Source organism: Synechococcus sp. BSA11S (assembly GCF_014224355.1).
Classification (GTDB): domain Bacteria; phylum Cyanobacteriota; class Cyanobacteriia; order PCC-6307; family Cyanobiaceae; genus Regnicoccus_A.
This window is the reverse complement of record NZ_VNWP01000017.1, coordinates 1-22,777: the sequence shown is the minus strand read 5'-3', so window position 1 is coordinate 22,777 and position 22,777 is coordinate 1. Positions and strand designations below refer to the sequence as shown.

Here is a 22,777-nt window from a genome sequence, read left to right as displayed (position 1 = left end):
CCTCTGATGGCTCGACTGATCATTGTGCTCAAGCCCAGGGGTCCAGCCACCGGCGATGAGCTGATCCCCATGCTGATGCCCGCGCTCCAGCGCCTGGAAGCCGAGTTCGACCATCAGGCTCCGTCCCATCTCAGTGGTTCGATGCGGGTTTCCCCCCAGGGGATGGTGGTGCAGCTCTTCGCCGACGTGCAGCCCCAGGCCGACGGCCCTGAGCTGGATGTGGTGCTGATGAGCTCCGAGACGATGACCAAGGGAGCACCCCAGACCCTGGAGGCCCTAAGCGCGCTGATTGCCCTGCTGCCGGAGCACGCCAGCGACCTGAATCTGATCTTCCGCTCCGACCGCGACGGTCCCGTGCCCAGGCAGCGTCCTCTTCCGCTGGCAACCCAGAGCTGAACCATGTCCCGGCCCGTGCTGGTGATCGCCAGCGGCAACCGCCACAAGATCCGCGAGATCGTGGACCTGCTGGCTGAGCTGGAGATTGAGCTGCACGCCCAGCCCGAGGGGCTTGAGGTGGAGGAAACCGGCCGCACGTTCTCCGAGAACGCCCGGTTGAAGGCCCAGACTGTGTCCCGGATCACCGGCCACTGGGCCCTGGCCGATGATTCCGGCCTGGTGGTGGATGCCCTCGGCGGTGCCCCCGGGGTGTATTCCGCCCGCTACGCCCCTGACGACAGCCAGCGCATGGCCCGCCTGTTGCTGGAGCTGGGGGACACCCCCTACCGCAGTGCGGCCCTGGTCAGCGCCCTGGCCGTGGCCGACCCCAGCGGCAGCCTCGTCCTCGAAGCTGAGGGGATCTGTCGGGGGGAGATCCTGAGCCAGCCCGTGGCTTCCCCCGGCTACGGCTACAACCGGCTGCTGCATGTGCGTGAAGCGGGCTGCACCCTCGCGGAGATGCCCCCCCATCAGCTCGAGAAGCTTGGCAGCCGTGCCAAGGCCCTGCGCTCTCTGGCGGTCGATCTGCCCAGGGTGCTGGGCCTGAACGTGAATGGCCCCTGAAGGGGTGCCGGGGCTTCAGCGGTTGATCATCTCGATCGCCCGCATGGCGGCGGCGGCGGCTTCATCGATGTCCCCCTCTCGGCCCGCCAGGGTGAGTCGCCCGTAGGCACCCACGGCTTTCACATCCACCACGGTGATGTTCGACGACTTCTCCGCCTCGTTGGCGGCGATCAGCACGTAGCCGGCCGGTTCGGTCTCGAGGATGAACATGCTCATGCCGGCCAGGATCATCGAGCCACGTCGGTTCTGGCGGTTGATCAGCACCGCATGGTCGGGAGTGATCGCCCGGATGATCTCATCCCAGGTGACCTCACAGCGACCCCGGCGTTCCACCGATGTACCCATCGCTTCCACCACGGCCTGACCGGAGAGCAGCACGCTGCTCTGATCCCGGTGGTAGAGGGCCAGCGATCCGAAGGCCCGCTCCACCACCTTCTGGCCGAGGCGCACGGTGCTGGCCTTCAGGGCGATGTCGGTGAGGCGGTGGACGGCCATGCCAGGGGCTACCTCAAGCCACAGACAGGCGTCGCCGGGAATGGGCAGAAACCCCTGGGACACGGTGCCCATGTAGGCCGCCAGCTGGGGTTGCAATGAATCGAGAAAGACATAGGCGCGCAGCTCAATCGTCTGGCGCGGCTGTACCGAGGGGCTGTGGCTGCCGGTGAGGCGGACCTGACGACCTCGACCTGAATCGTTCGGCGGGCGGGAATCCATCCGTGACGAACGGGGCATCAAGGCGACCTGTGGACTGGATGGCTCGACGACCTGAATGAACAGGTCACGTCCCCAGGGGACTGCGTTCTCGAGGAAGCTGCCGGATCCTACCCTTCAGCCCCTTCTCGCTTCTCGCTCCAGTCCCGCTGCCCCCTTGCGCGCCCGGGCTCAGCCGATACCTTCGCTTCAAGACCCCTGAGAATCAGTGCCGTGGCTTCGAAATCCACCAGCACGGTGAACCCCGCCGCGACGGTCAACCCATCAGCTTCTGTCCGCTCTGAAGCCCAGGCTTCCTTCTCGGAGTGGATCAGCGGGGCGATCGAGCAGGGCGTCAAGCCCGAGCAGGCCCTGGCCGTGGTTGGACTGGGCCTGATGCGTGGCATGGCGAGCACGGGGGCTGAGCTTCCCCTGCTCGACCTCGACGCCGAAACCGAAGGATCCGCCACTGTCTCGACCCTGAAGGGCCGCCTCGAAGCGATCTCCCTGGCCATCCAGACCGGTGCCCCCCTCACCACCCAGGAGGTGACCCTGCTGCTGGGGGCCCGCCCGGGAACCGCCGCGGTGCGCCGTGCCGGCATCAGTGCCCAGCGCCTCAGTCGCAACGTCTGGCAGCTCAGCCGCGCCAGCGATGAACGGTCCACCCCTTCGGTGGGCTTCAACGACGGCTTCCGTCGTCGCCTCTGACGCCTCGCCTCGCCAAGTCGGCGTGTTGCGTTTGGTCTCCGGCAGCAGCGTGGCCTGAAGCTCCAGGGCTAGCTATGAATCACCGGCGAACCCTCCACCCCGTCGGCCCCAGAGCCTCGTGCGCCGCCAGGCTGCATGGCTGGCTCCGGAAAAGCCCCCGCGTGTCCACCGGGGGCTTTTCTGTGGGCGGACAGACTGAGCCACCAGGCCCCTGCACCCGCTGTGATGCTGCCCTCCCCCCTGTTCCATCTGGCCTTTCCCGTCAGCGATCTTGAGGCCACCGAACGCTGGTACGTGCAGGGGCTGGGCTGCCGTCGGGGCCGCCGCAGTGCCGAGGCCCTGGTGCTGGAGCTCGGCGGTCATCAGCTGGTGGCTCACCTGGAGCGGGTGCTGCCCCCGGCCCAGAAGGGCATCTACCCCCGCCACTTCGGCCTGGTGTTCGCCACCCCCCAGGAGCTCAATGCCCTGGAGCGCCGGGCCCATGAGCAGGGGCTGCGGCAGGGGTGTGAGCCGCGTTGGCGTTTCCCCGGTACCCCCCTGGAGCACCGCAGCGTTTTTCTGATCGATCCCTCCGGCAACTGGCTGGAGTTCAAGCACTACGTGAACCCCGAGGCGATCACCGGCCTGGAGGATCACCAGCAGGTGGGGGAGCGCGGCGGCAATCAGTAATCGACCCGCTGGTAGATCGACATTCTGGCGATTCCCACCTGCTGCCCTACGGGATCTGGGCCTGCCGGGTAGGCCACCACCGCGAATTGATAGACATCGGCAGTGGAGGGATTGTGCCAGGGCTTGAGGGCCACCGTCACGGTCTGCCCGGGTGTGGGCGGCTCCGGGAAGCTGATGCGGAACAGGCGAGCCGCATCGTCGAAGCTGGCCTGAACCGGCAGGCTCGGCCCCTCCCGTCGGGGCTGACCCAGGAAGGCGCGGGTGCGGGAGTCGTCGAAGGAGAAGCGCCAGTCGGCCCCTGAAATCTGACGGATCTCCAGAGCGCCAAGTCCGGCTCCTGCCTCCTCAGGCATCTCGATCGTGACGTAGTACTCCCCTCCACGCTCGAAGACGTTGGAGGAGTAGGTGCGCCAGCGCAGCTTCCAGGGGGCACGCAGGAAGTAGGTCTGGCCGTCGAGCTCGGTGGCGCCAAGGGGTGAGGGCACCAGGGGCATCGCACCCCAGAGCACCAGGCTGGTGGCCGAGGCCGCCAGCAGCTTGAAGACATCCCCCCTTGCCTTCATCGGGAGAGCCTCTCCAGGGTTGGATGTTCTCGCAGAAACGGTCTGGGGTCCTGGTCGCGGCGGTGTTGACGCGGCAGGGGGGAGGAGGGTTCCCCTGGATCCTCTGCCGCCGCGATGGTGGCCCCCAGCACCTGGCGGAGCCGCCGGGCGGCGTGCAGCGGCATGTCCCGAGGCACGCTGATGCGGTCGCGCAGGTAGCGCAGGCCTCGGGCGGCCCCCACCGGCGGCCGAGGCAGCGAGGATCCCACCAGGGCGCTGAGAGCGCAGCGCAGGGCCCGATCGAAGCGCTCTGGCCGATCCGGGTTGACCGCCGCAATCGCGTGGCGGTGCTTCAGCACCCGCGCCAGGGCCAGCAGCCCTGAGCCTTCCGGCTCCGGCTGGGTGGTTTCCGGATCAGGGCTGGCCAGGGGCCAGGGACCTTCATCCACCCGTTGCTGGGCGGCCTGTTGCTCCGGCGTGATCCAGGCGTGGCAGCCTCCCATCTGGGGGGGCAGGTCATGGGCGTGGGTGTGGAAATCGCTCTGGGTGCCCAGGTAGGTGGGACGGGTTTCCATTGCCTCGAACCAGGTTGCGATGGCGGAGTGACGGGCCCTCAGGTTGTAACCCTTGTAATAGAAGAGGCTGGCGTTCATGCGCTCGATGTAGGGCGTGATCACCACATCAGCGCTGCTGAATGTCTCCAGCAGGTAGGGGCCTGGGGTGGAGAGCAGGGCCTGATCCACGGCGGCGGCCACGCGATCGAACTGGGCGCCGGCCCGTTGCTCCTGGGCGGGGCTCAGTCCGGGGCTGCACAGCCACTGGCACCAGGCACGGAACAGCAGCCGCTCCAGTTGCCGCAAAGGCAGCACGGAGGGATCCGTCATGCCCCGGGCCAGTGGCCCGAAGGCCCGCTCCAGGGCCAGCAGGATGTCGTCGCTCTCGGTGATCAGGCGGCCATCCAGCTGCAGGGCGGGCAGCATGCCGGAGGGCACCAGCTGACGAAACCAGCTTTCCTTCTCCCCGTAGCAGAACATCGTGACCTTGCGAATCCGGTACGGGATCCGTTTCTCCTCCAGCCACAGCCACACCTTCTGGCAGTAGGGGCACCAGGCGTGATGGTCGCGGAAGAGGGTGACGCGGACCGCCGCCTCGTTGGTCCCGAACAGGCGCAGCAGGGCCTGGGCATTGCCAGGACCGTTGACCCGATCGGGTTCGGCCGGTGCCAGCTCCGACAGTTGCTCCCATCCAAGGGGTTCGCACGATTCAGGCGACGGGGCCATCCACACCAGCGCAGGTCCATCAGCTCTGTGAGGCCAGGCTAGGAGCCGATGACGGGCGCCTCGCGCTGCGGTGGCCCCGATTCCTAGCGTCAACCCACAACGTTTCTGATCCGATGTTCGACGCCTTCACCAAGGTCGTGGCCCAGGCTGATGCCCGCGGCGAATTCCTCAGCCCTGCCCAGCTCGATGCACTCGGCGCCATCGTTTCCGGCGGCAACAAGCGGATGGATGCCGTCAACCGCATCACCTCCAACGCCTCCAGGATCGTCACCAACGCAGCTCGCGATCTGTTCGATCAGCAGCCGGCCCTGATCGCCCCCGGTGGCAACGCCTACACCCATCGCCGCATGGCTGCCTGCCTGCGCGACATGGAGATCATCCTCCGCTACATCACCTACGCCGTCTTCACCGGCGATGCTTCCGTCCTGGAAGATCGCTGCCTCAACGGCCTGCGTGAAACCTATCTCGCCCTCGGCGTCCCCGGCGCTTCCGTGGCCGAAGGGGTCCGCAAGATGAAGGACGCCGCCATGGCTCTCGTCAACGACCGCAACGGCATCACCCCCGGTGACTGCTCCGCCCTCGCTTCCGAGATCGGCACCTACTTCGATCGCGCTGCCGCCGCTGTCGGCTGAGCCGAACACCCACGGCTGGCCCTCAGACCCGTCCGGCCAGCAGGGCCAGCACCTGCTCATCCTCGACGGGCTCGAAGTGGTCGTACCACTGGCCCACCGCCTGCAGCCGGTGGACCCAGCGCAGCACCACCAGCTGCTCCACCAAGGTCTCCAGCTCCGGTCTGAGCGTCCTTTCGCAGACTGGAGCTGCCAGCACAAGACTCGCGGGATTCAGCTGTCGCAGTGACAAGAGCGCGGCCCGGGCTGTCCATCCGGTGGCGATCCCGTCGTCCACCACGATCAGATGGCGTCCACTGAGCTCCTCTGGAGCCGGGTCGCCGTAGAGACGGCGGCGGCGCCGCAGTTCCTGCTCCTGTCCGGCCAGCACCTGTTTCCTGACCTGGGGTGTCAGCTGCTCCATCCCACCGGCCGACTCATTCCAGAGCGCCACCCCCCCGGGGGCAATCGCACCGATGGCCACCTCGGGCTCCCTGGGATCGGCGAGCTTGCGTACGGCCCAGGTGCGCAGCGGCAGCTGCAGGCCCTGCGCCACCGCCGCTCCCACCACCACTCCCCCCCTGGGCAGGGCGATCACGCTGCTGTTGGCGCCGCAGCCGCTCCAGGCCTGAAGGGCAACGGTCAGCTGCTCTCCTGCTTCCCTGCGGTCGGCGAAGCGCGAGCGATCCATGGCACTCCTGCTCACTCCGATTCAGCTTCAGTCTGAGCCTGTGGCATACCCCACCCCAATTCGGAGCGAGAAGGGCGAGACTCAACTGGCACCGGCGAGCGAAGGTCTGCATCCCCGCAGTCCCCGCAGCACGGGAACGGTGCAGCAAAAAGCCCTGGACAACCAGGGCCTTTCTGCTGCTGAGCTGCGACTGCTGAGCTGTGGTTGCTGATCAGGCGCAACGCCCCAGTCACATCCAGCCACAGCTGTGGCCACCAGGATCACGCCACAGCCACAGGTCGACGGCATCGTTGGCCCGTGCCAGATCTCCAACGCCACCACCGCTCGCCCCGCCCCCCCTGGTGGCTGATTGCCGGGGTGCTGATGGCGCTCTGCCTGAGCGGCTCGGGCTGGCTCAGCTGGCAACATCCCCAGCGACCGTCCCGTCATGCCGCCCAGGGCAGCGCAGAAAAGTGCCTGAATCCAACCGCCCTAGCTTGATCCAAGCCGCACCTCCACGCTTGACCCTTCTGCGCATGCTGCTCACGGCCACCGCGGCGGTGCTCCTTGGGGCCACAGCGGCCTTCGCCGCCCCGGCCGCCTCTCTGCTCAAGGGGCTGAAGCTGCCGGTCCCAGCCAGCCTGCCCAGCCTGTTCGCGGCCAACGCCGTGGGGCAGATCAGCCTCAACGGCCAGCTGGGCGGAACGCCCGAGGGCTTGCTCGCCAAGCTGCGCGCTTCGCTCAGCAGCCAGGGCTACAGCGAGCGCACGATCAACACCGTCTCAGGCCCGTGGGGCCTGAATCTGGTCTTCGATCCTCCGGCGGGCACGAGCGTGGACGGCACTCCGGCCGGCAAAACCGCCGTACTGGTGCTGCAGGCCACGGCGCTGGGTCCGGGCAAGCTGAATCTCAACGTGCGCTACGAAGCTCTCTGAGGGGGTCCCGTAGGCTTCAAGACCTCTGCTGGAACGGGTTTGCAGGACGCCCCCTCGATGGAGATGCTGAGCCTGTTCCCCCGCTACGTGCTCAAGGGGCATCTCCAGCAGGCGCTGCTCACCCAGCTCATCACCCTGGCCGGCCAGGTGCTCGCCGATCCGGACACATCCCCGGATGCCTCGGTCAAACTGGCCGGTCAGCTGGACCAGCAGCGGGAGCTGCCACCCCAGCACCCGGCCGTGAGCAGCCTGGCCAGCACGGTGATCCTGCCGGGCTGTGACCACTGGATCCGCCATGTGATCGAGCGGCAGCCCCCCCAGGGTCGAGGACCCTGGATCCCCGGGCGTTACAGCCTGCAGCTGGTGGATGTCTGGCTCAATGCCCAGCGCTCCGGCGATTACAACCCGGTCCACACCCATGGCGGCAGCTTCTCGGGGGTGGTGTTCCTGAAGGTTCCACCCCAGATCCGACCCGACAGCTTCGATGGCCAGCTCTGCTTCCACGGTCCGGAGGAGTGGCACATCCAGAGCTTCCACACCGGCATGGTGCACTACGCCCATCCCGTGCCGGGTGATTTCTATGTGTTTCCCGCCTGGCAGCCCCATTCGGTGCCGCCGTTCCGAGGCGAGGGGGAGCGCTGGTCCCTGGCCTTCAACGTGATCGCCGGGCCGCAGCCGGCTGGGCTCCGCCCTCCAGGTGCCGCCACCAACGTCACTCCCAGCGGCAACGTGAACCTCTCCCTCTCCAGCCGCCGCCCCAAGCCCGGGGGCTTTTCCTGAGGGCGAGTGGCACGCTGGCTAGATCCTGCAGCGGTCACAACGACTTCCATGGAACTCGGGACCCCCCGCAGCAGACGTCGTCGGCCGCTGGCCCTGGCTCTGGCTGACAGCGCTGGCGGGAGGCCCCGATTGCTCAGGTGGTGGGGGAGAGCCCTCGCGAGACGCTGCTGAACTTCTATGTCGTGATGGCCAAGGTCCACGGCGTTCTCGAGGAGCTGGTGGCCGAGACGGCCAGTCAACCCGGCCTGTTCTGGTCTGCCGGGACCCTCGAGCGGGCCCGGGAAGCCACCGACTATCTCCAGGAGGCCATCACCGCTCTTGATGCGGATCTTCACAGTCGCCGGGCAAGGCCTGCCACCATCCCCTTTGCATGCATCCCTTGTTGTGAGCAGCGTCAGCGCCGAAACCCTCCCCACGGCTTCCGCTCAGCAGAGCCTGGCCTGGCGCAACGCCTGGTATCCGGTGGCCTATCTGCATGATCTGGATCCAGCTCGGCCCACGGGTTTCACCCTCCTGGGCGATGACCTGGTGCTCTGGTTCGAGCGGAAAGGCGATTCCGCGTCTGAAGGGGGTCAGTGGCGGGCCTTCGCCGATGTCTGCCCCCACCGCCTGGTGCCGCTCTCCGAAGGGCGGCTCAATGGCGCCGGTGAGCTGGAGTGCCCGTACCACGGCTGGAGCTTCGACGGTGAAGGCCACTGCACCGCCATCCCCCAGGCCAGCGCCGGCAGCCAGCCCAGTGACCGCCGCAGCTCCTGCCGCCCCTACGCCACCGCCACCGGCCAGGGGATGCTGTTCGTGTTCGCCGGAGTTCCCGAGGCGGCCGCCGCGGTGCCCCTTCCCCTTGTTCCCATCCTGGAGGACGCGGAGGCCGGCTGGCTGGTGCAGGACACCTTCCGCGACCTCCCCTACGACGCCCTCACCCTGCTGGAGAACGTGCTCGATGTGAGCCACGTTCCCTTCACCCATCACGCCACGGTGGGTCGACGCGAGACGGCCGGCCCGGTGGACCTGCGGCTGGAGCAGGCCGGCCCCGGGGGGTTCAGCGGCGTCTGGGAGGAGGGCCCCCGCCGGGGCAAGCTCGGCAGCCAGTTCACCACCTTCCTCGCTCCGGGCCTGATGTGGCACGACCTCACCGCCCGTGGTTTCGCCCGCATCCTCACCGTGGTGTACGCCACGCCGACCCGGCCGGGCGAGTGCCGGCTGTTCGCCCGCTTCCCGTTCCAGTTCGAGTCCCCCTGGCCGGGCCGGCTGCTGCGCCTGCGTCCCCAGTGGCTCCAGCACATCGGCAACCACACCGTGCTGGAAGACGACCAGATCTTCCTCCACTGGCAGGAGCGGGTGCTGGAGGCCCGTGGCGGCAGTGAGGGCCTCAGCCGCGCCTGCCACCTGGCCACCGGTGCCGATGCCTACGTCAAGGCCCTGCGCGACTGGGTGGTGAGCGGGGCTGGCGAGCCGTTCCCTGCTCAGCCGCTGCCACCGCGCCTGGGGCGCCGTGCGCTGGTGGAGCGCTACGAGAGCCACACACGCCACTGCCGCAGCTGCTCCGGCGCCCTGCGCCGGATCCGGCGCTGGCGGCCGCTGCTGCCCCCCCTGGCCTGGCTGGCCTTGCTGGCGATCGCCTGGTTCCACACACCCCTGGCCCTGGCCGCCGGCGTGGGCGTGGCCGGCCTGGCGGGCGCCGGCTTCTGGAAGCTCGGCCAGTGGGAACGCCTGCTGCTGACCGGCAACGACCGGCCGCCCCGCAACCGGAGCTGAGTGCCGCAGCTCAATCGCTGTGCACCACGGGAATGTCGCTCAGGCGGGTGGTGGCGGCCCGCGACAGGCGCTGGCGCTTCATCGCCCAGGCCGGCTGGAGGCCGCAGGCGGCCCACTGCACCGTGCCGCGGCCGAAGCGGCGGTTGAGGCCGTCGAGGGTGGCCATCAGCACCTCCCGGCGCCGTTGTTGCTCCGGCGGCAGGGGGGCGAGCAGATGGGGCTGCAACTGCTCCAGCGGCTGCAGGTTCTGCAGCAGCACACCGGCCTTCTGCAGAGGGTTGTGGGGCCGCAGCAGCCGCTCGGCCAGGGGCAGGGCGGCGGCCAGCAGCACGGCGGTGTCGTTGCTGGCCAGTGGCAAGGTCGCGGTGGCGGCGTTGGCGTAGAAGCGGGTGCCGTTGAAGGGGCTGCTGCGCACGAACACGGTGATGGTGCCGGCACGCTGGCGCTGGCGGCGCAGCTTCTCGGCGGCACGGCTGATGTAGGTGGCGATCGCCTCACGCAGCTGCCCCAGTTCCCGGATCGGTTCGCTGAAGCTGCGGCTCACGCAGGTTTCCTGCTTGGCGGGCGGGGCGGCCACCAGGGGCAGGCAGCTGTGGCCGCGCAGTTCCTGCTGCAGGCGCAGCCCCACCACACCGGCCCTGGCCCGCAGCTCTCCGCTGGCCAGCTCGCGCAGCTGGAGCGCATTGGCCACGCCGCGCAGGCGGCACCAGCGCGAGAGCTTGCGGCCGATGCCCCAGACGTCCTCTATCGCCACGGCCTCCAGCCAGGGGTCGGGATCAGCCAGGGCCCCCAGATCGAACACACCACCGTGGGCCGGATCGCCCTTGGCCAGCTTGTTGGCCAGCTTGGCGAGCACCTTGGAGGGGGCGATGCCCACCGCCACCGGCAGTCCCAGGTGGCGTCGCACCTGCTGGCGCAGGGCGCGGCCCCAGGCGCTGAGGTCGCCGGCGGCGGGCCGGTGCAGCCGGCCGAAGGCCTCGTCGATCGAATACACCTCCAGCTCCTCCACCCAGGGCTCCAGGGTGAGCATCAGCCGCTGACTCATGTCGGCGTAGAGGGCGTAGTTGGAGCTGCGCACCACCACGCCGAGGCACTCCAGCTCCCGCCGCACCTGGAAGTAGGGCTTGCCCATCGGGATGCCCAGGGCGCGGGCCTCGGCGCTGCGGGCCACGATGCAGCCGTCGTTGTTGGAGAGCACCACCAGCGGCCGGCCGATCAGGGACGGGTCGAGCGCCGCTTCGCAGGAGGCATAGAAGTTGTTGCCGTCGATCAGCACGGTGGCCCAGCCCATCGGCGCCCTCAGAGCGGGTGGATCACATGGATGGCCACACCCCAGAGGCGGGTGTCGTCGGCATCGCTGAGCTCCAGGGGCGGGTAGGCGGGATGGGCGGCTTCCAGCCGCAGCCGGCCCTGGTGACGCACCAGGCGCTTGAGCGTGAAGGCCCCCTCAACCGCTGCCACCACCACCCGGCCGTGGCGGGGCTCGACGCTGCGGTCGACGATCAGCAGGTCGCCGTGGTGGATGCCGGCGCCGATCATCGAATCGCCACTGACGCGCAGGAAGAAGGTGCTGCTGGGGCGGGCGATCAGCTGCTCGTTGAGGTCGATGCCGGTTTCGACGTAGTCGTCGGCGGGACTGGGGAAGCCGGCCGCCACGCTGCCGCCGGCCAGGGGCAGCGTCAGGGCCCGGCGCCGCTCACGCAGCGGCAGGGGCGTGAGCGGATCGCTGAACCCTGCGGTGATGGCGGCTGGGTTGCCGGCTGGGTCGGTGGTCATGGGCAGCCACTCAGGAATTGCCAGAGTAGTTCAGGTGTACTGATCCCTGTTGCGTGGCGGCCGCTTCATGACGGCATGGTCTCCATGCCCATCCGACGATCTGATCGATCGTGGGGCGCTTGTTGTGGCCAGCATGGGGCACATCAATGACGTTGCAGGACGGGCGATGGCGGTGCAGGTGCTGAGCGAGGCCGAGCGGTTCAAGCTGGATCGCTCCGATGACGCCGCCTTCTACGCCGAGCCCCGCTTCGTGCAGCACCTCGACGGCGGCTTCCGCGACCGGCTGACAGCGCTCTACCGCGAGCGGATTCCGCCCTGCGCGGTGGTGCTGGACCTGATGAGCAGCTGGGTCAGCCATCTCCCCGAGGAGGTCCGCTACGAGCGGGTGATCGGCCATGGCCTCAACGCCCGGGAGCTGGAGGCGAACCCGCGCCTGGATCAGCACTGGCTGCAGAACCTCAACCGCGACCAGGTTCTGCCCCTGGCGGACGCGAGCGTGGATGCGGTGCTGATCGTGGCGGGATGGCAGTACCTGCAGCAACCGGAGGCGATCGCGGCAGAGCTGCTGCGGATCCTGCGGCCGCAGGGGCAACTGATCGTGGCCTTCTCCAATCGGATGTTCATGCAGAAAGCTCCCCAGATCTGGACCGACGGCAGTGACCGGGATCACCTGGAGTACGTGGTGCGGGTGCTGGTGGCCCAGGGCTGGCCGCTGCCGAAGCTGGTCGCCGAGTCGACCCGGGCCCAGGGGGCGCTGGGCTGGCTGGGGGGCCACGGGGATCCGTTCTTTGCAGTGATCGCCCAGAAGCCGGGACCCGGCCGCCGCGAGGAGCCAACCACGTTTAACAGTTCTTCACACTAGGATGCCCTGAACGCCTGAGACCCATGACCACCCTGATCAACGTGATTGCCCCACTGATTTATATGGTCTGCTTCGCCGTCATCCTGGGCGGCGCCTTCGCCCTGATGACCCAGAACCTGCGCAGCAGCGAGCGCACCGCCTCTCCGCGTCGGCGCCACCCCGAGGCCCCAAGCCCCGGCGAAGAAGTGATGATGGTGGACCTCAGCCGTGAGCGACTCGAGCAGCTCTACCAGCAGGCCTCCTCGGCGGGCCAGGGCGCCTGAGAGCGTGGCCGAAACTGTGACCTGAGCCTGATCTGAGACCGTTGGAGTTGATGACGGGACGCGGCTGTGATCCGGCTGCCCCGTCATTGGCGGTGATCGGTGCCGGGATTGGTGGTTGTGCCCTGGCCGCCCGGGTGCGTCAGCTGGGCTGGCGTGGTCCGATCGGCCTCTGGGAATCTGGCCGGGGACCCGGGGGGCGGGCCAGCAGCCGCCGTTCCCGCCATGACCCCCTGCTGCGTTTCGATCACGGAGCACCGCTGTTCTCGATCACCACGACCACGGAGCCGGCGCTGCTGGCTCCCTTGCTGGAGGGGGGGTGGATCGAGCCGTGGTCAGGTCCCCTGGCACAGCTCGATGGCCAGGGTCAGCTCATCGCCGGGGCCACCGATCCGCTCACGCAGGGGGCGCTCTACCGGGGCCGTGGCGGCATGGACCAGCTCTGCCGGGGGATGCTGGAGCTCGGCGGCGCCGACCTTCAGCTGAATGGCGGCTGCCTGGTGCGGCATCTGGAGCGGAGCGCAGCCGGCGGCTGGGACCTGCTCGATCACCAGCAGCAGCGGCTGGGAGTTGCCGACTGGCTGGTGCTCAATGGCACCCTGCTGGCGCATCCCCGCTGTCAGGCGCTGCTGGGCTGGTCTGAACCACCGCTGCAGCCGCTGGTCAGGCAGCTGGGGGACGGGCTGCTGGAGCAGGCTGCTGCGGCCATCGCCTCGATCGAGTGCAGTCCGCGCTGCGCGCTGATGCTGCTGATCCAGCCACCGCTGGCTGAAGCCTGGCGGCGGCTTCCCTTTCGCCTGCTGAGCTTCGACACAGCGGCCCAGGCGCGCTGGGGTCTCTCGCGGCTCTCGATTCAGCCCCTGGAGGATGGACGCTGCGTGGTGGTGGCCCATTCCACGGCCGAGGTCGCCACGCTCCATGCGGATGTGATCGGGTCGCGATCGTCGGTGGCCCGGCTGCCTGGAGTCACCCCCTCGCTTCAGCGGGAGCAGGAACTGATCGAAGCGCTCAGCGCGGCCCTCCTGGCGGTGTTGAAACCCTGGATCACGTCACCGGCACTGGAGGGCGCCGAGCCTCAGCTGATGCGCTGGGGGGCAGCCTTCCCCGAAGGCCCCGGGCTTCCCAGCCGGTTGACACTCTGCCCGCAGAGCCGGATCGGCTTCTGCGGGGATTTCATCAGCGGCCCCGGTTTCGGCCGGATCGAGGGTGCCCTGCGCAGCGGCGAGGGGCTGGCGCCACGGCTGCTGGCGGCCATGGGGGCAGCCCCTGGCTGACTCCCGCTGGTTCAGGGACAGCCGGCCTGGTCCTTGCGCTCCAGCCAGTCATCGCCGGCCTTGGCCAGGGACGCACCCTGGGGTGTGTAGAAGACAAGGCGCTTCCGGTTGCGGTAAAGCGGCGTGCGTGTGGCCTTGAGCTCGGCTTCGGCGCGATGGCGGCAGCTGAGCAGGGCGTCGAAGTCGAGCGGCTCCACCGCCGCCTTGTTCGGCTGAGGGTTGTCCGCCTGCTGGCTGATGGCGGGGCAGAGCCTCTGCCGCACGGCCTTGAGCAGAAGAATCTCCTGCTGCAGGGCCTGGGCGGAGAGGGCCCGGTGGCGCTCCTGCAGGGCCGTGCAGTTCGGGCTCTCCTGGGCCAGGCCCAGAGGGCTCGACAGCCAGGCGGTGGCGGCAATCACGCCGAGGAGTCGGCTCAGCACCGCAGCAGTCTCAGGTTGTGCCAGTGAACTGTATGGGCGACTGCCAACTGCTGGGGTGGCACGAACGCAGTGACGGGGAAGGTTTGTTACCCTGACAAATTATTAACGCTTACCTATGCCGGAATTCGGTTGGTCGTTGCTGATTGTCGCAGCGAAAGTTCTGCTGGGCAGCGCCGTGGTGATGGTGTCGCTGAAGTTGATCGGGCGATGGTTGATGCGTCTGGCCAGGAGAACTCCCAGCTCCACCGATGATCATCTGATTCGCTCGGTGCTGAGCACGGCTGCACCCATCGGTTACCTCGCTGTCTTCTGGTGGGGCTGGCGGTCGCTGGTGGCGGAAGTCGAAGTGCTCAACTTTGGAGAGGGTATCGATCGGTTTCTGGAATCCGTGGCGCTGTTCCTGGCCATCGTGCTGATTGTGCGGCTGCTCAATCGGGTGCTGCTGATCTTGCTGGATCGCTCGCTGCGCCGTCTCGGCCGCCACAACCAGCTCACACTGCTGCAAGGCCTTGAGCCGATGATCCGCTCATTTGTGTGGATTCTGGGTCTGCTGGTGTTTCTGCAGAACCAGGGCGTTCAGATGGGTGCCATTTATGCCTCCCTGGCAGGTGCCGGGATCGGGGTAGGCCTGGCCCTGAAGGGACCGATCTCCAACTTCCTGAACTACCTCACCATCCTCCTCGATGAGCCGTTCAGAATCGGGCACTTCATCTGCTTTGAGGATGTGCTCGGAACCGTGGAAAGGGTGGGGATCCGCTCCACGGCTATCCGCAGCCTCAGTGGGGAGCGAATTGTGATCAGCAATGAAGACCTGCTGGGCAAAGTGATCCAGAACTATGGAGATCTGCCCAAGCGGCGTGTGGCCACCACCATCGGCGTGCTTTATCAAACACCACTGGAAACGGTCAAGGCGATTCCTGGCCTTGTGGAGGCTGTGATTCGCTCCAATCCACCGGCGGAATTCGATCGCTGCCATTTCACACGTTTTGCCGACAGCGCTCTGGAGTTCGAGTTCGTGTATTTCATTCCCGATTCCGATATCGTTCTGTTTCTTGATATGCAGCAGCAGATCAACCACGGCATCATGGAAACATTCCAGCAGAACAACATCGACTTCGCCTATCCCAGTCAGACTCTCTTCCTGGAATCCACTCAGACCAAGGGGAAGGAGGCCCTCGCCGTTGGCTGAGCTGGGCCTGGGAGCCGGGCCTCAGCCGCGGGCCTCCTCGATCTGAAGCACTCCCATCATCCCCATCTCCTCATGGTCGAGGTTGTGGCAGTGGTACACGGTGCGCCCCGGGAAATCCCTGAAGGCCACCCGCAGGCGTACCTCCTCGCCTGAACGCACCAGCACCGTGTCCTTCCACTGCCGCTGGGGTTCTGGCCGGCCGTTGCGGCTGATCACCTGAAACGGATTGATGTGCAGGTGAAAAGGATGATCGAGATGGGGGTCGCCGTTGACGATCAGCCAGTCTTCAGTGTCGCCCAGGGTCACGCGGGTGTCGGTGCGGGCGTGGGCAAAGGCCCGGCCATTGATCAGAAAGATCATCCCCATCCCGCCCATCCGGCCGCCAGCACCCATGCCACCCATGCCCATGCCCATGCCCATGCCGCCACCACCCCTCCCCATGCCATGGGAGAGCACGAAGCGGCGGGTCCGCTGGGGCTCCGGCAGGGCCGGCACGGGGATCAGGGTCGTCGGCAGCGGCAGGGGCGCCACGGATCCCCGGTAGTTCACCCTCGCCAGGGTCTGGGGCCGCCCAGCACTCCACAGGTCGAGCAGGCGGTAGGTGCCGGGGGGCTGGTTGCCCTGCACCAGCAGATCGGCCCGCTCGCCCGGTGCCAGCACCAGCTCCTTGAGCGTCTGGGGGGCGCCGATGGCACCGCCGTCGGTGGCGATCAGCACCAGGGGGTGACCCTCCAGGGCAAGACGGTAGATGCGGGCGTTGGAGGCGTTGAGCAGGCGCAGGCGGATCAGACCACCGCTGGCGAGCTCGAGGGAGGGCTGAAGCTGGCCGTTGACCGTGAGCAGGGGCCCCTGGCGACCCAGCGCACGCCCCATTCCCATTCCCATCCCCATGCGTTGGCTCTGGCCCTGGGGGGCGTCGGCGCTGGCGAAATCCTTGAGCACCAGGATGGCCTCGGTGGCGGCTGCCACCTCCGGGATTCGATCGAGCGCCCCGCGCACCACCAGGGCGCCGCCCAACCCGGCAAACACCTGATCGGCCGTGGTGCCGTGGTGGTGCGGGTGGTAATAGAAGAGACCGGCCGGGTGATCGGCGGGCAGGGTGAAGGCGTAGTCGAAGCTTTCCCCCGGCAGCACCGAGAGAAAGACATTGTCGGCGCTGCCGCTGGGGGGGATGTGCAGGCCGTGGAAGTGCAGGTTGGTGGGCTGATCGAGCTCATTGCGCAGGCGCAGGCGCAGGGGAACGTCGGGTTGCAGCTCCAGCAAGGGGCCTGGGGTGAGACCGTTGTAGGTGAGCGGGGCGCTGGGTCCGCCGGGGATCCTCCCCGCGACGGGGCGTGCCACCAGCTCCAGATCCGCCAGGCCAGGGGTTGTCGCCTGCTGGGCGCATAGCCGTCGGCCGAGAAGGGTGGAGCCCAGGCCGGCAAGACCCAGGGCGAGAACCTGACGGCGCCTGATGTCGGTGTCCATTCCTTGACCGTAGAACCTCCAACCGGCGCGAAAGCTTGACTCTCCAGTGGGCAGGAGACCATACGGTTGGCGCGATCCGCTTTCCGGCGATGCGCCACCCCTTGCTCCCTACCGTCCTGATCGGTCTTGGCGTGCTGACCATCACGGCTCCGCCCGCACGATCCCAGATGGATCCGGCCGCGGATCACCGGCATCACAACCACACGATGCCGATGGCCTCCCCTGCACCAGGAGCCGAAGAAAACCAGCCGATGGACCAAGGCGCCCATGACCATGACCATGACCATGACCTGGGCCCAGCCGGTGCCACCTACGACCTGCGCTTCATCGACGGCATGGTGCAGCACCACACCGGTGCCCTGCGCATGAGTGAATTCGTCTTCGGCATCGGCGAGCCCGGCGTCGGGGCCCTGGGGAAGACGATCTGGCGCGATCAGGCCGACGAGATCCGGGCCATGGGACTGTGGCGCAAGGCCTGGTATCCCGAGGCCCCGGTGTACCCCGTGGCGTTGGCTCCAGGTGGGGATCCCGACAGCCTCTCGGGCCTGACCCGCATGAGCCAGCCCCAGATCGATGCCATGCGGATGATGGGCAACGGCCCCACCAAAGAAAATCGGGTGGTGTGGTTCCTTGAGGGCATGCTGGAGCACCACGGCGGCGCGCTGATGATGGCCCATGACGCCCTGGCCAAGAGCAACAACACCACCATCCTCCGCTTTGCCCGGGAGGTGATTCTCGCCCAGCGGGTCGAGATCATCGAGCTGCGTCGCATGCTGGCGGTGGAGGGATTGCGCAAGCCCGACTATCACAAGTTCGACGCCCTTTTCCGGCTCTGACGCTGGCCTGGGCTGGAAAAGGAGCCGGAGGGAGCGCTGAGGATGATCGGAGCCGCCCCCATGAGCTGAACCAGGCCAGAGCACGCCATGGCAGGACATCCCTGCAGCCGGGGCGGATTTAAGGTCTCCACAGAAATGGAGAGTCAAGCCGATGGGGACCACCCTGCGCCCGACGCCAGTCAGCGCCATGAAGATCGGTGCCCTGGCCGCCCGCAGCGGACTGCCGGTCAAGACCCTCCGTTACTACGAAGACCTCGGACTGCTGCCGGCAATCGGCCGCAGCGAGGGTGGCTACCGCCTGTTCGCCGAAGAAAGCCTGCGGCGTCTGGAGTTCATCCGCCGGCTCAAGACCCTGGGCCTCTCCCTGGAGGAGATCCAGAGCTGTCTGGCGGTGCACGATGCCGGCGAGCTGCCCTGCCAGGACATTCAGGCGATGCTCGAGCATCAGATCAAGCGCATCGAGCGACAGATCAGCGACCTGGGACAACTCAGGACCGAGTTGGAGGGCTTGCTCGCGGGCTGGCGCAGCGATCCCGCCCGGGAAGCCGATCTGATCTGTCCGAATCTCAGGCTCTGACCCCCAGGGCCCGATCCGGAGCGGGATCCAGGGCAAGGGCCTTGATGGTGGCGGCGATCGGCACAGCGGTGATCACGCCGTAGAAATCAGCCAGCGTGGCTCCCACCATCACCGAGAAGAGGATCACGATCGGGTTGAGGCCTGTGAGCTTGCCCAGCAGACGCGGCGGCAGCACATTCTCGATCACCTGATCCACCACGATCAGCACCGTGAAGATTCGCAGCCCGAGCCAGAAGCTCTTGAGCATGAACAGCACACTGATCACCAGGATGCCGAGGATGGCGCCGAAGGGGATGAATCCCATCAGACCGATCGTGACTCCCGAGAGGAGCGGGAATGGAGCCCGCAGCAGCCACAGGGTTGGCGTGAGAACGCCGATCAGCACCGCTGAGAGAATCAGCTGGTTGAAGATGTAGCTGTTGAAGTTGCGCCGAAGCACACCCAGAACCCTCAGGCCACTCTCCTCTGGCAGCCAAGACACCAGGCAGTTGCGCACCAGTTCACCGCCATAGATCAGGAAGAAGATGGTGAGTACAAACAGAAAGAAGAGACTGAAGAAGTTACCCAGCGACCCCGCGATGAATCCGGGAATGTTCAGCAACAGCCCCTCCAGCTGAGCAATGAGGTTCCCCGCAATTCCACGGATGATCTCTCCTTCGTCGATCGGTACGCCCAGATAGGAGACCTGGCCGGTGACTGACGCCAGCCGGTCGGCGGTGGTCGAGATCCATTCCGGCACCACCTGCGTCAACGCGAAGAAGCGAATGACCAGAACTGGCAGCAAGGTGGCCGCCGCAAGGCCCACAAGGCCAAGAAAGCGGGCAAAGACCGAGCCGATTGCCCAGCTGCGGGCCATTCCCAGGCGACGCTGCAGAAGCCGCACCGGAAGGTTGAGGATCAGGGCGATCACCCCGGCCAGGATGAAGGTGGAGGCGATGCCCTCAAAAGCCCGGTAGAGCGCGGCAACCACCCACAGATTCAGCACGATGAGCGGGAAGGACAGGCCCAGCACCAGAGAACGGGGCAGACGGGAGGGAAAGGACAAAGGCTGGCCTCTGGGACTCGGGGTGGTCAGCGCATGATGACTGAGACCATCCACCGACCTCAACGGTCTGCCGGCAACACCGTCTGAACGTGCTCAAGGTTCCGGTTCGCCAGCCTCAGCAGGGGAGAACTCACCTCTGGGCAGTTTGGCTGCTCGGCTGGATGAAGCAAAGACTGAAAGACCCACTAGGATCCTTTCAACAGCAATACGACAACTGCCCTCGAGAGTGGGCAACTGGTACACAAGCTTCCTGGGTCCAGATTCTCAGGAAGCCAGATTCTCATCAAGAACGCGATGCCACCTTCAGCAAGCTCTTCAGAGGCTGGGTTTCCGACCCTGATGCGCCGTTATCAACGCGGGCAACGGCTGGTTGTGGACTATGCCATCGGGCTTGCGATCCTAGGCCTTGCTCCTATGCTTTTGACGCCTGTTCTGACCATCGCTGCTGGTCTCCTGCTGACCATGATCTGGCATGTCGGGAGATGTTGGCAGTTTGCAGTCTCGATTAATCCCATCACCATTGCTGGTGTAGCCTTGAACATTCTGGGAGCATTGGCGATTGGATCGCTGACCTGGCTACTCCTTGTTGTACTGGGTGTTTCCATTCCACTTGTCGACCACTTCGCCACATCTGGGGCCCTGATGAGCGGAACATGGACATTCGGAGCGGCAGTGAACCAATTTTTCTTTCTCGGCTTTATCCGGCAAAACTCACATAAGCTTGCCGCAAGAAGTCATGAGTAAACTATCGCGTCGGCAAGTTCTGCTGGCAGGTCTTGGCGCCGGTGGGTTGCTTTCCGGCCTTCAGGAGCAACGGCGTCGCCGCCTTCTGGAAGCCGAGCAGAAAAACCTGACAGACACCTTGCTTGGCAATCCAGACTATGTGCAGAATTCCGTAAATCGGGCTATCGAAGGTGACCTGGAGTCTTCGGCTGAAATTGAAAAGATCCACGCATCGCTGAACCTGCAGTCGCCTAATACGGCCTACGACCGCACTGTTTCAAAGATCCTGATCCAATGCAGTCGCCTGGCGACGGAGCAGTATTTAACGGGGAAGTTTGACTTGCGCTTTAATGGCACTATCGCTGGCTTGCCAAGCCACAGCCCTCGCCTGGATCAGTATACCCAGGTGGCTTCCATCAAAGGACCTGACACAGTCACAGCCAAGCGCACCATCGATATTGATGGCAATCTCCTGAATGATCCTCTTGTGGCAAGAACAATGAGGCTCAAGAGTCTGGTTCAGCATCTTGCGGGCCAAGCCCTGGTGATCAAGTGGAGTTACCCCGTCTTCTGGGGGTTTATTCTTCGTGGTGAAACAAGAAATATACTGGTTCTGCGGGGAACCCAGCGCGCAAACGAATGGCTGGACACGCTGCGCGCCAATCAGGTTCGATCGGATGCTGTTCCACGTTTCGACTTCAAAGGTGCCATTCACCATGGCTTCGCGACAATCTATTCTGAGTTGTCCAAGCCCATCATCGCTGCCGCGAAGCGATTGGATCAATCAAAGCCACTCTATGTGTCTGGTCACAGTCTTGGGTCGCCTCTGGCGATGCTCGCAGCCCTTGATATTGCTCAGAAGCTGCCTTCTTTAAGAGATCGGATACGCCTCTACAGCTATGCAGGACCCAGGTTGGGTGATCCCGAATTCGCTGAACACTTCAGCCTAACTCTGCCCAACACCTATCGGGTTGTAAATCTCGGCGATCTGGTGCCATCACTGCCACCGACAAGAGCCAGATCCTTGACCTACGTCCATGCTGGAGAGCAATGGGTGTTTCCTCCCATGAGCAGCGATGTGGGACCCAACCACTTCATCAGTGCTTATCGAAATGCTGTGGAGGCGGAGCAGGAACAGCTGGTGAAGCGCCAGGCTCGCCTGTGAGGCCGGTCCTTCCATCAGCAGGCTTGGGCCTGCCATTGGTGCCGATCCGCCTGAAGCCTGGCACTGATCTGCGCCTCGGCCTGGAGCAGCTGCTGGTCGAGCGGGGAGAGCAGGCGGGGTGTGTGATCAGCGGCATCGGCAGCCTGTCGACGGCCTGCCTGCGCCTGGCCGGACGCGAATCGCCCACCCGGATGACGGGGGATCTCGAGATCATCTCGTTGGCTGGAACCCTTTCGCTGGATGGAGCTCACCTGCATCTCAGCATCGCAGATGCCGAGGGCCGCCTGGTCGGTGGTCACCTCTGCGGGGGTTCTCTGGTGCGCACCACCGCCGAGATCGTGGTGGGATTGCTGCCGGAATGGTGCTTCCGCCGCCAGATCGATCCGGCCACAGGGTTCCGGGAGCTGGAGATCAGGCGCCGGTAGCGGGTGCTTCAGTGCATGGCCTCGATGCTGGCCACCTTGTCATCAAGCGATTGATCCCGGTCGGTGCGGGTGTTGATTTTCACGGTGGTGTAGGTCCCGGGGCAGCCCATGGCAGGCACCGCCCCATGGCAGGCCTCAATGGCGTCGAACAGCGGGCCCCATTCACCTCGATCGGCAGGACGCAGAGATCGACGTTCACCTTCGACAACTTGGTTGAGGGGATGCTCTTCCCGCTGACGGTGGTGCTGGAATCGGATCAGGGCCTGACGCTCCGGGTCAGTCCCAGCCCCTCACCGAAGCATGGCTTGCTGGGATTGCAGACCCTGGTTTCTCTGGCCGCCTTGGGATTCAGGGCCGTTGTCAACGGCGCAATCCATGGCTGCGTGATCGTTCGTCCTCAACCAGCAAGCCAATCAACAGTTCTGTGACAGGGCAGCTGATGAACTGACGACAACGCAAGTGTCGGAGATTGGCGGAATGGACGTCCGCAGGCCCGGATCAGTGATGGCCGTCTGCGGCCGAAGGGTTCGATCCACTGTTCCCGAAACAGGTCGCGGCGAAGCTTCGCTGGGTCCAGCCGGCAGCCCGGCTGGATGGACCCCTGGTCCAGAAGCCATCCGAGCCGAAGGGCCGTGGCCTCTTCAACGCAGGAATTGTCCTGCTGGTCGGTGAGCCAGAACAGTTCCGTGTGGGTGATGACACCGCTCGAGATGGATTCGAGGAAAAGCTCGCCACCGCAATGGCGTTTGTTGCGAAACAATCTGCTTTTTCCGTGGCCCTTTCGTGGGCCCTCCGCCCTCACACGGGCTGTGAGCCCAGCTCAGCTGGTTGATCCGCCTTGGTGGACCGGTCTTGGGCTGCTGAGCCGGTGACGGCTTTACAAAACTCAATTTCGTGCTATTATGAAAATTCCAATCGACGTCTCGGGTGGATTTCGATCCCCTCCTGCATCGCCTGGCCTACATACCCGCTCCTTCCGGGGCACACATTTCCGTCCTCATGACCACCACCCTTCAGCAGCGCCAGGGCGCGTCTGCCTGGAGCCAGTTCTGCGAGTGGGTCACCTCCACCAACAACCGTCTCTACGTCGGTTGGTTCGGTGTGCTGATGATCCCCACCCTGC

The 22,777-nt window shown here is 66.0% G+C and carries 29 protein-coding genes and 1 pseudogene; 20 read left to right on the top strand and 10 right to left on the bottom strand.

The genetic code is table 11. The features are described from left to right. The first annotated feature begins 6 nt into the window (after positions 1–6). Positions 7–396, top strand: a complete 390-nt coding sequence (locus tag FPZ61_RS13015) for a hypothetical protein (RefSeq protein ID WP_185467012.1) — start codon at positions 7–9, stop codon at positions 394–396. Between the two features lie 3 nt (positions 397–399). Further along, the gene (gene rdgB / locus FPZ61_RS13010) at positions 400–999 is read left to right on the top strand and encodes an RdgB/HAM1 family non-canonical purine NTP pyrophosphatase (protein ID WP_185467011.1); all 600 of its coding nucleotides are present in this window, start codon (positions 400–402) and stop codon (positions 997–999) included. A gap of 15 nt (positions 1,000–1,014) precedes the next feature. On the opposite strand, the gene FPZ61_RS13005 is transcribed toward rdgB, so the two are convergent. After that, positions 1,015–1,713, bottom strand: a complete 699-nt coding sequence (locus FPZ61_RS13005; protein ID WP_185467010.1) for a BMC domain-containing protein — start codon at positions 1,711–1,713, stop codon at positions 1,015–1,017. Between the two features lie 210 nt (positions 1,714–1,923). Here FPZ61_RS13005 and FPZ61_RS13000 point away from each other — a divergent pair, with 210 nt between their 5' ends. Both FPZ61_RS13000 and FPZ61_RS12995 read left to right on the top strand, forming a co-directional pair. Further along, a complete protein-coding gene (locus FPZ61_RS13000) occupies positions 1,924–2,397 on the top strand; it encodes a hypothetical protein (RefSeq protein ID WP_185467009.1) in 474 nt (157 codons plus the stop codon). A 225-nt stretch (positions 2,398–2,622) separates the two neighbouring features. Further along, positions 2,623–3,066, top strand: a complete 444-nt coding sequence (locus FPZ61_RS12995) for a VOC family protein (protein ID WP_185467008.1) — start codon at positions 2,623–2,625, stop codon at positions 3,064–3,066. On the opposite strand, the gene FPZ61_RS12990 is transcribed toward FPZ61_RS12995, so the two are convergent. Together FPZ61_RS12990 and FPZ61_RS12985 are read right to left on the bottom strand one after the other, a co-directional pair. Next, entirely contained in the window at positions 3,060–3,629 is a 570-nt protein-coding gene (locus FPZ61_RS12990; RefSeq protein WP_185467007.1) for a DUF2808 domain-containing protein, read from the bottom strand. The two genes, FPZ61_RS12995 and FPZ61_RS12990, sit on opposite strands and share 7 nt — an antisense overlap. Further along, complete coding sequence (locus FPZ61_RS12985) at positions 3,626–4,888, bottom strand: glutathione S-transferase family protein (RefSeq protein WP_185467006.1); 1,263 nt, start codon at positions 4,886–4,888, stop codon at positions 3,626–3,628. Before FPZ61_RS12985 ends, FPZ61_RS12990 begins: the two co-directional genes overlap by 4 nt. Before the next feature lie 113 nt (positions 4,889–5,001). Between FPZ61_RS12985 and FPZ61_RS12980 the strand changes: the two genes are divergently transcribed. After that, entirely contained in the window at positions 5,002–5,520 is a 519-nt protein-coding gene (locus tag FPZ61_RS12980; protein WP_185467005.1) for a phycocyanin subunit beta, read from the top strand. Positions 5,521–5,542: 22 nt separating this feature from the next. On the opposite strand, the gene FPZ61_RS12975 is transcribed toward FPZ61_RS12980, so the two are convergent. After that, positions 5,543–6,187 carry a phosphoribosyltransferase gene (locus FPZ61_RS12975; protein ID WP_185467004.1) on the bottom strand — a complete coding sequence of 215 codons (645 nt, stop codon included), beginning with the start codon at positions 6,185–6,187 and terminating at the stop codon, positions 5,543–5,545. Positions 6,188–6,687: 500 nt separating this feature from the next. Here FPZ61_RS12975 and FPZ61_RS12970 point away from each other — a divergent pair, with 500 nt between their 5' ends. The 4 genes from FPZ61_RS12970 (at position 6,688) to FPZ61_RS12960 (ending at position 9,636) form a co-directional block, all read left to right on the top strand. Further along, positions 6,688–7,101 carry a hypothetical protein gene (locus tag FPZ61_RS12970; protein ID WP_185467003.1) on the top strand — a complete coding sequence of 138 codons (414 nt, stop codon included), beginning with the start codon at positions 6,688–6,690 and terminating at the stop codon, positions 7,099–7,101. Positions 7,102–7,158: 57 nt separating this feature from the next. Beyond that, the gene (locus FPZ61_RS12965; protein WP_185467039.1) at positions 7,159–7,881 is read left to right on the top strand and encodes a putative 2OG-Fe(II) oxygenase; all 723 of its coding nucleotides are present in this window, start codon (positions 7,159–7,161) and stop codon (positions 7,879–7,881) included. 140 nt (positions 7,882–8,021) lie between these two features. Then, positions 8,022–8,360 carry a hypothetical protein gene (locus tag FPZ61_RS15615; protein ID WP_255441611.1) on the top strand — a complete coding sequence of 113 codons (339 nt, stop codon included), beginning with the start codon at positions 8,022–8,024 and terminating at the stop codon, positions 8,358–8,360. Beyond that, positions 8,266–9,636: a Rieske 2Fe-2S domain-containing protein gene (locus tag FPZ61_RS12960; protein WP_370593458.1), complete on the top strand. Its 1,371-nt coding sequence runs from the start codon at positions 8,266–8,268 to the stop codon at positions 9,634–9,636. The genes FPZ61_RS15615 and FPZ61_RS12960 overlap by 95 nt, the downstream gene beginning before the upstream one ends. 10 nt (positions 9,637–9,646) lie before the next feature. Here the strand turns inward: FPZ61_RS12960 and FPZ61_RS12955 are convergent, their stop codons facing one another. Further along, complete coding sequence (locus FPZ61_RS12955; protein ID WP_185474859.1) at positions 9,647–10,927, bottom strand: Y-family DNA polymerase; 1,281 nt, start codon at positions 10,925–10,927, stop codon at positions 9,647–9,649. A gap of 8 nt (positions 10,928–10,935) precedes the next feature. Beyond that, a complete protein-coding gene (locus FPZ61_RS12950; RefSeq protein ID WP_255441610.1) occupies positions 10,936–11,412 on the bottom strand; it encodes a LexA family transcriptional regulator in 477 nt (158 codons plus the stop codon). 166 nt (positions 11,413–11,578) lie between these two features. Here FPZ61_RS12950 and FPZ61_RS12945 point away from each other — a divergent pair, with 166 nt between their 5' ends. From FPZ61_RS12945 to FPZ61_RS12935, 3 genes are read left to right on the top strand one after another with little or no spacing between them, the layout of a single operon-like run. Further along, positions 11,579–12,274: a methyltransferase domain-containing protein gene (locus FPZ61_RS12945; protein WP_185467037.1), complete on the top strand. Its 696-nt coding sequence runs from the start codon at positions 11,579–11,581 to the stop codon at positions 12,272–12,274. A gap of 23 nt (positions 12,275–12,297) precedes the next feature. After that, positions 12,298–12,537, top strand: coding sequence for a hypothetical protein (locus FPZ61_RS12940; RefSeq protein WP_185467000.1), 240 nt, complete (start codon positions 12,298–12,300; stop codon positions 12,535–12,537). 50 nt (positions 12,538–12,587) lie between these two features. After that, the gene (locus tag FPZ61_RS12935; RefSeq protein WP_221630161.1) at positions 12,588–13,808 is read left to right on the top strand and encodes an NAD(P)-binding protein; all 1,221 of its coding nucleotides are present in this window, start codon (positions 12,588–12,590) and stop codon (positions 13,806–13,808) included. An 11-nt stretch (positions 13,809–13,819) separates the two neighbouring features. Here FPZ61_RS12935 and FPZ61_RS12930 read toward each other — a convergent pair whose 3' ends face one another. After that, a complete protein-coding gene (locus tag FPZ61_RS12930; protein ID WP_185466999.1) occupies positions 13,820–14,227 on the bottom strand; it encodes a hypothetical protein in 408 nt (135 codons plus the stop codon). Between the two features lie 115 nt (positions 14,228–14,342). On the opposite strand from FPZ61_RS12930, the gene FPZ61_RS12925 reads away from it, so the two are divergent. Then, positions 14,343–15,416, top strand: coding sequence for a mechanosensitive ion channel family protein (locus tag FPZ61_RS12925; RefSeq protein ID WP_185466998.1), 1,074 nt, complete (start codon positions 14,343–14,345; stop codon positions 15,414–15,416). Positions 15,417–15,437: 21 nt separating this feature from the next. Here FPZ61_RS12925 and FPZ61_RS12920 read toward each other — a convergent pair whose 3' ends face one another. Then, complete coding sequence (locus FPZ61_RS12920; RefSeq protein WP_185466997.1) at positions 15,438–16,883, bottom strand: multicopper oxidase family protein; 1,446 nt, start codon at positions 16,881–16,883, stop codon at positions 15,438–15,440. 89 nt (positions 16,884–16,972) lie between these two features. On the opposite strand from FPZ61_RS12920, the gene FPZ61_RS12915 reads away from it, so the two are divergent. Then, the gene (locus FPZ61_RS12915; protein ID WP_255441609.1) at positions 16,973–17,719 is read left to right on the top strand and encodes a DUF305 domain-containing protein; all 747 of its coding nucleotides are present in this window, start codon (positions 16,973–16,975) and stop codon (positions 17,717–17,719) included. 151 nt (positions 17,720–17,870) lie between these two features. Continuing rightward, positions 17,871–18,296, top strand: coding sequence for a heavy metal-responsive transcriptional regulator (locus tag FPZ61_RS12910; protein WP_255441608.1), 426 nt, complete (start codon positions 17,871–17,873; stop codon positions 18,294–18,296). Here the strand turns inward: FPZ61_RS12910 and FPZ61_RS12905 are convergent. Continuing rightward, positions 18,286–19,341 (bottom strand): AI-2E family transporter, encoded by a 1,056-nt coding sequence (locus FPZ61_RS12905; RefSeq protein ID WP_185466995.1) that lies wholly within the window; start codon positions 19,339–19,341, stop codon positions 18,286–18,288. The genes FPZ61_RS12910 and FPZ61_RS12905 overlap by 11 nt on opposite strands. Positions 19,342–19,680: 339 nt before the next feature. Here FPZ61_RS12905 and FPZ61_RS12900 point away from each other — a divergent pair, with 339 nt between their 5' ends. The 3 genes from FPZ61_RS12900 to FPZ61_RS12890 are packed head-to-tail and all read left to right on the top strand — an operon-like array spanning position 19,681 to position 21,654. Next, positions 19,681–20,085: a hypothetical protein gene (locus FPZ61_RS12900; protein ID WP_185466994.1), complete on the top strand. Its 405-nt coding sequence runs from the start codon at positions 19,681–19,683 to the stop codon at positions 20,083–20,085. Further along, positions 20,063–21,229, top strand: coding sequence for a lipase family protein (locus FPZ61_RS12895; RefSeq protein ID WP_255441607.1), 1,167 nt, complete (start codon positions 20,063–20,065; stop codon positions 21,227–21,229). The genes FPZ61_RS12900 and FPZ61_RS12895 overlap by 23 nt, the downstream gene beginning before the upstream one ends. A 23-nt stretch (positions 21,230–21,252) precedes the next feature. After that, complete coding sequence (locus FPZ61_RS12890) at positions 21,253–21,654, top strand: PPC domain-containing DNA-binding protein (protein WP_255441606.1); 402 nt, start codon at positions 21,253–21,255, stop codon at positions 21,652–21,654. 8 nt (positions 21,655–21,662) lie between these two features. Here FPZ61_RS12890 and FPZ61_RS15610 read toward each other — a convergent pair whose 3' ends face one another. Continuing rightward, positions 21,663–21,764, bottom strand: coding sequence for a thiamine-binding protein (locus FPZ61_RS15610; RefSeq protein WP_255441605.1), 102 nt, complete (start codon positions 21,762–21,764; stop codon positions 21,663–21,665). 15 nt (positions 21,765–21,779) lie between these two features. On the opposite strand from FPZ61_RS15610, the gene FPZ61_RS15605 reads away from it, so the two are divergent. After that, positions 21,780–22,082 carry a hypothetical protein gene (locus FPZ61_RS15605; RefSeq protein WP_255441604.1) on the top strand — a complete coding sequence of 101 codons (303 nt, stop codon included), beginning with the start codon at positions 21,780–21,782 and terminating at the stop codon, positions 22,080–22,082. Positions 22,083–22,653: 571 nt separating this feature from the next. Continuing rightward, positions 22,654–22,777: pseudogene (locus FPZ61_RS12880) on the top strand (photosystem II q(b) protein); the annotation flags it as partial.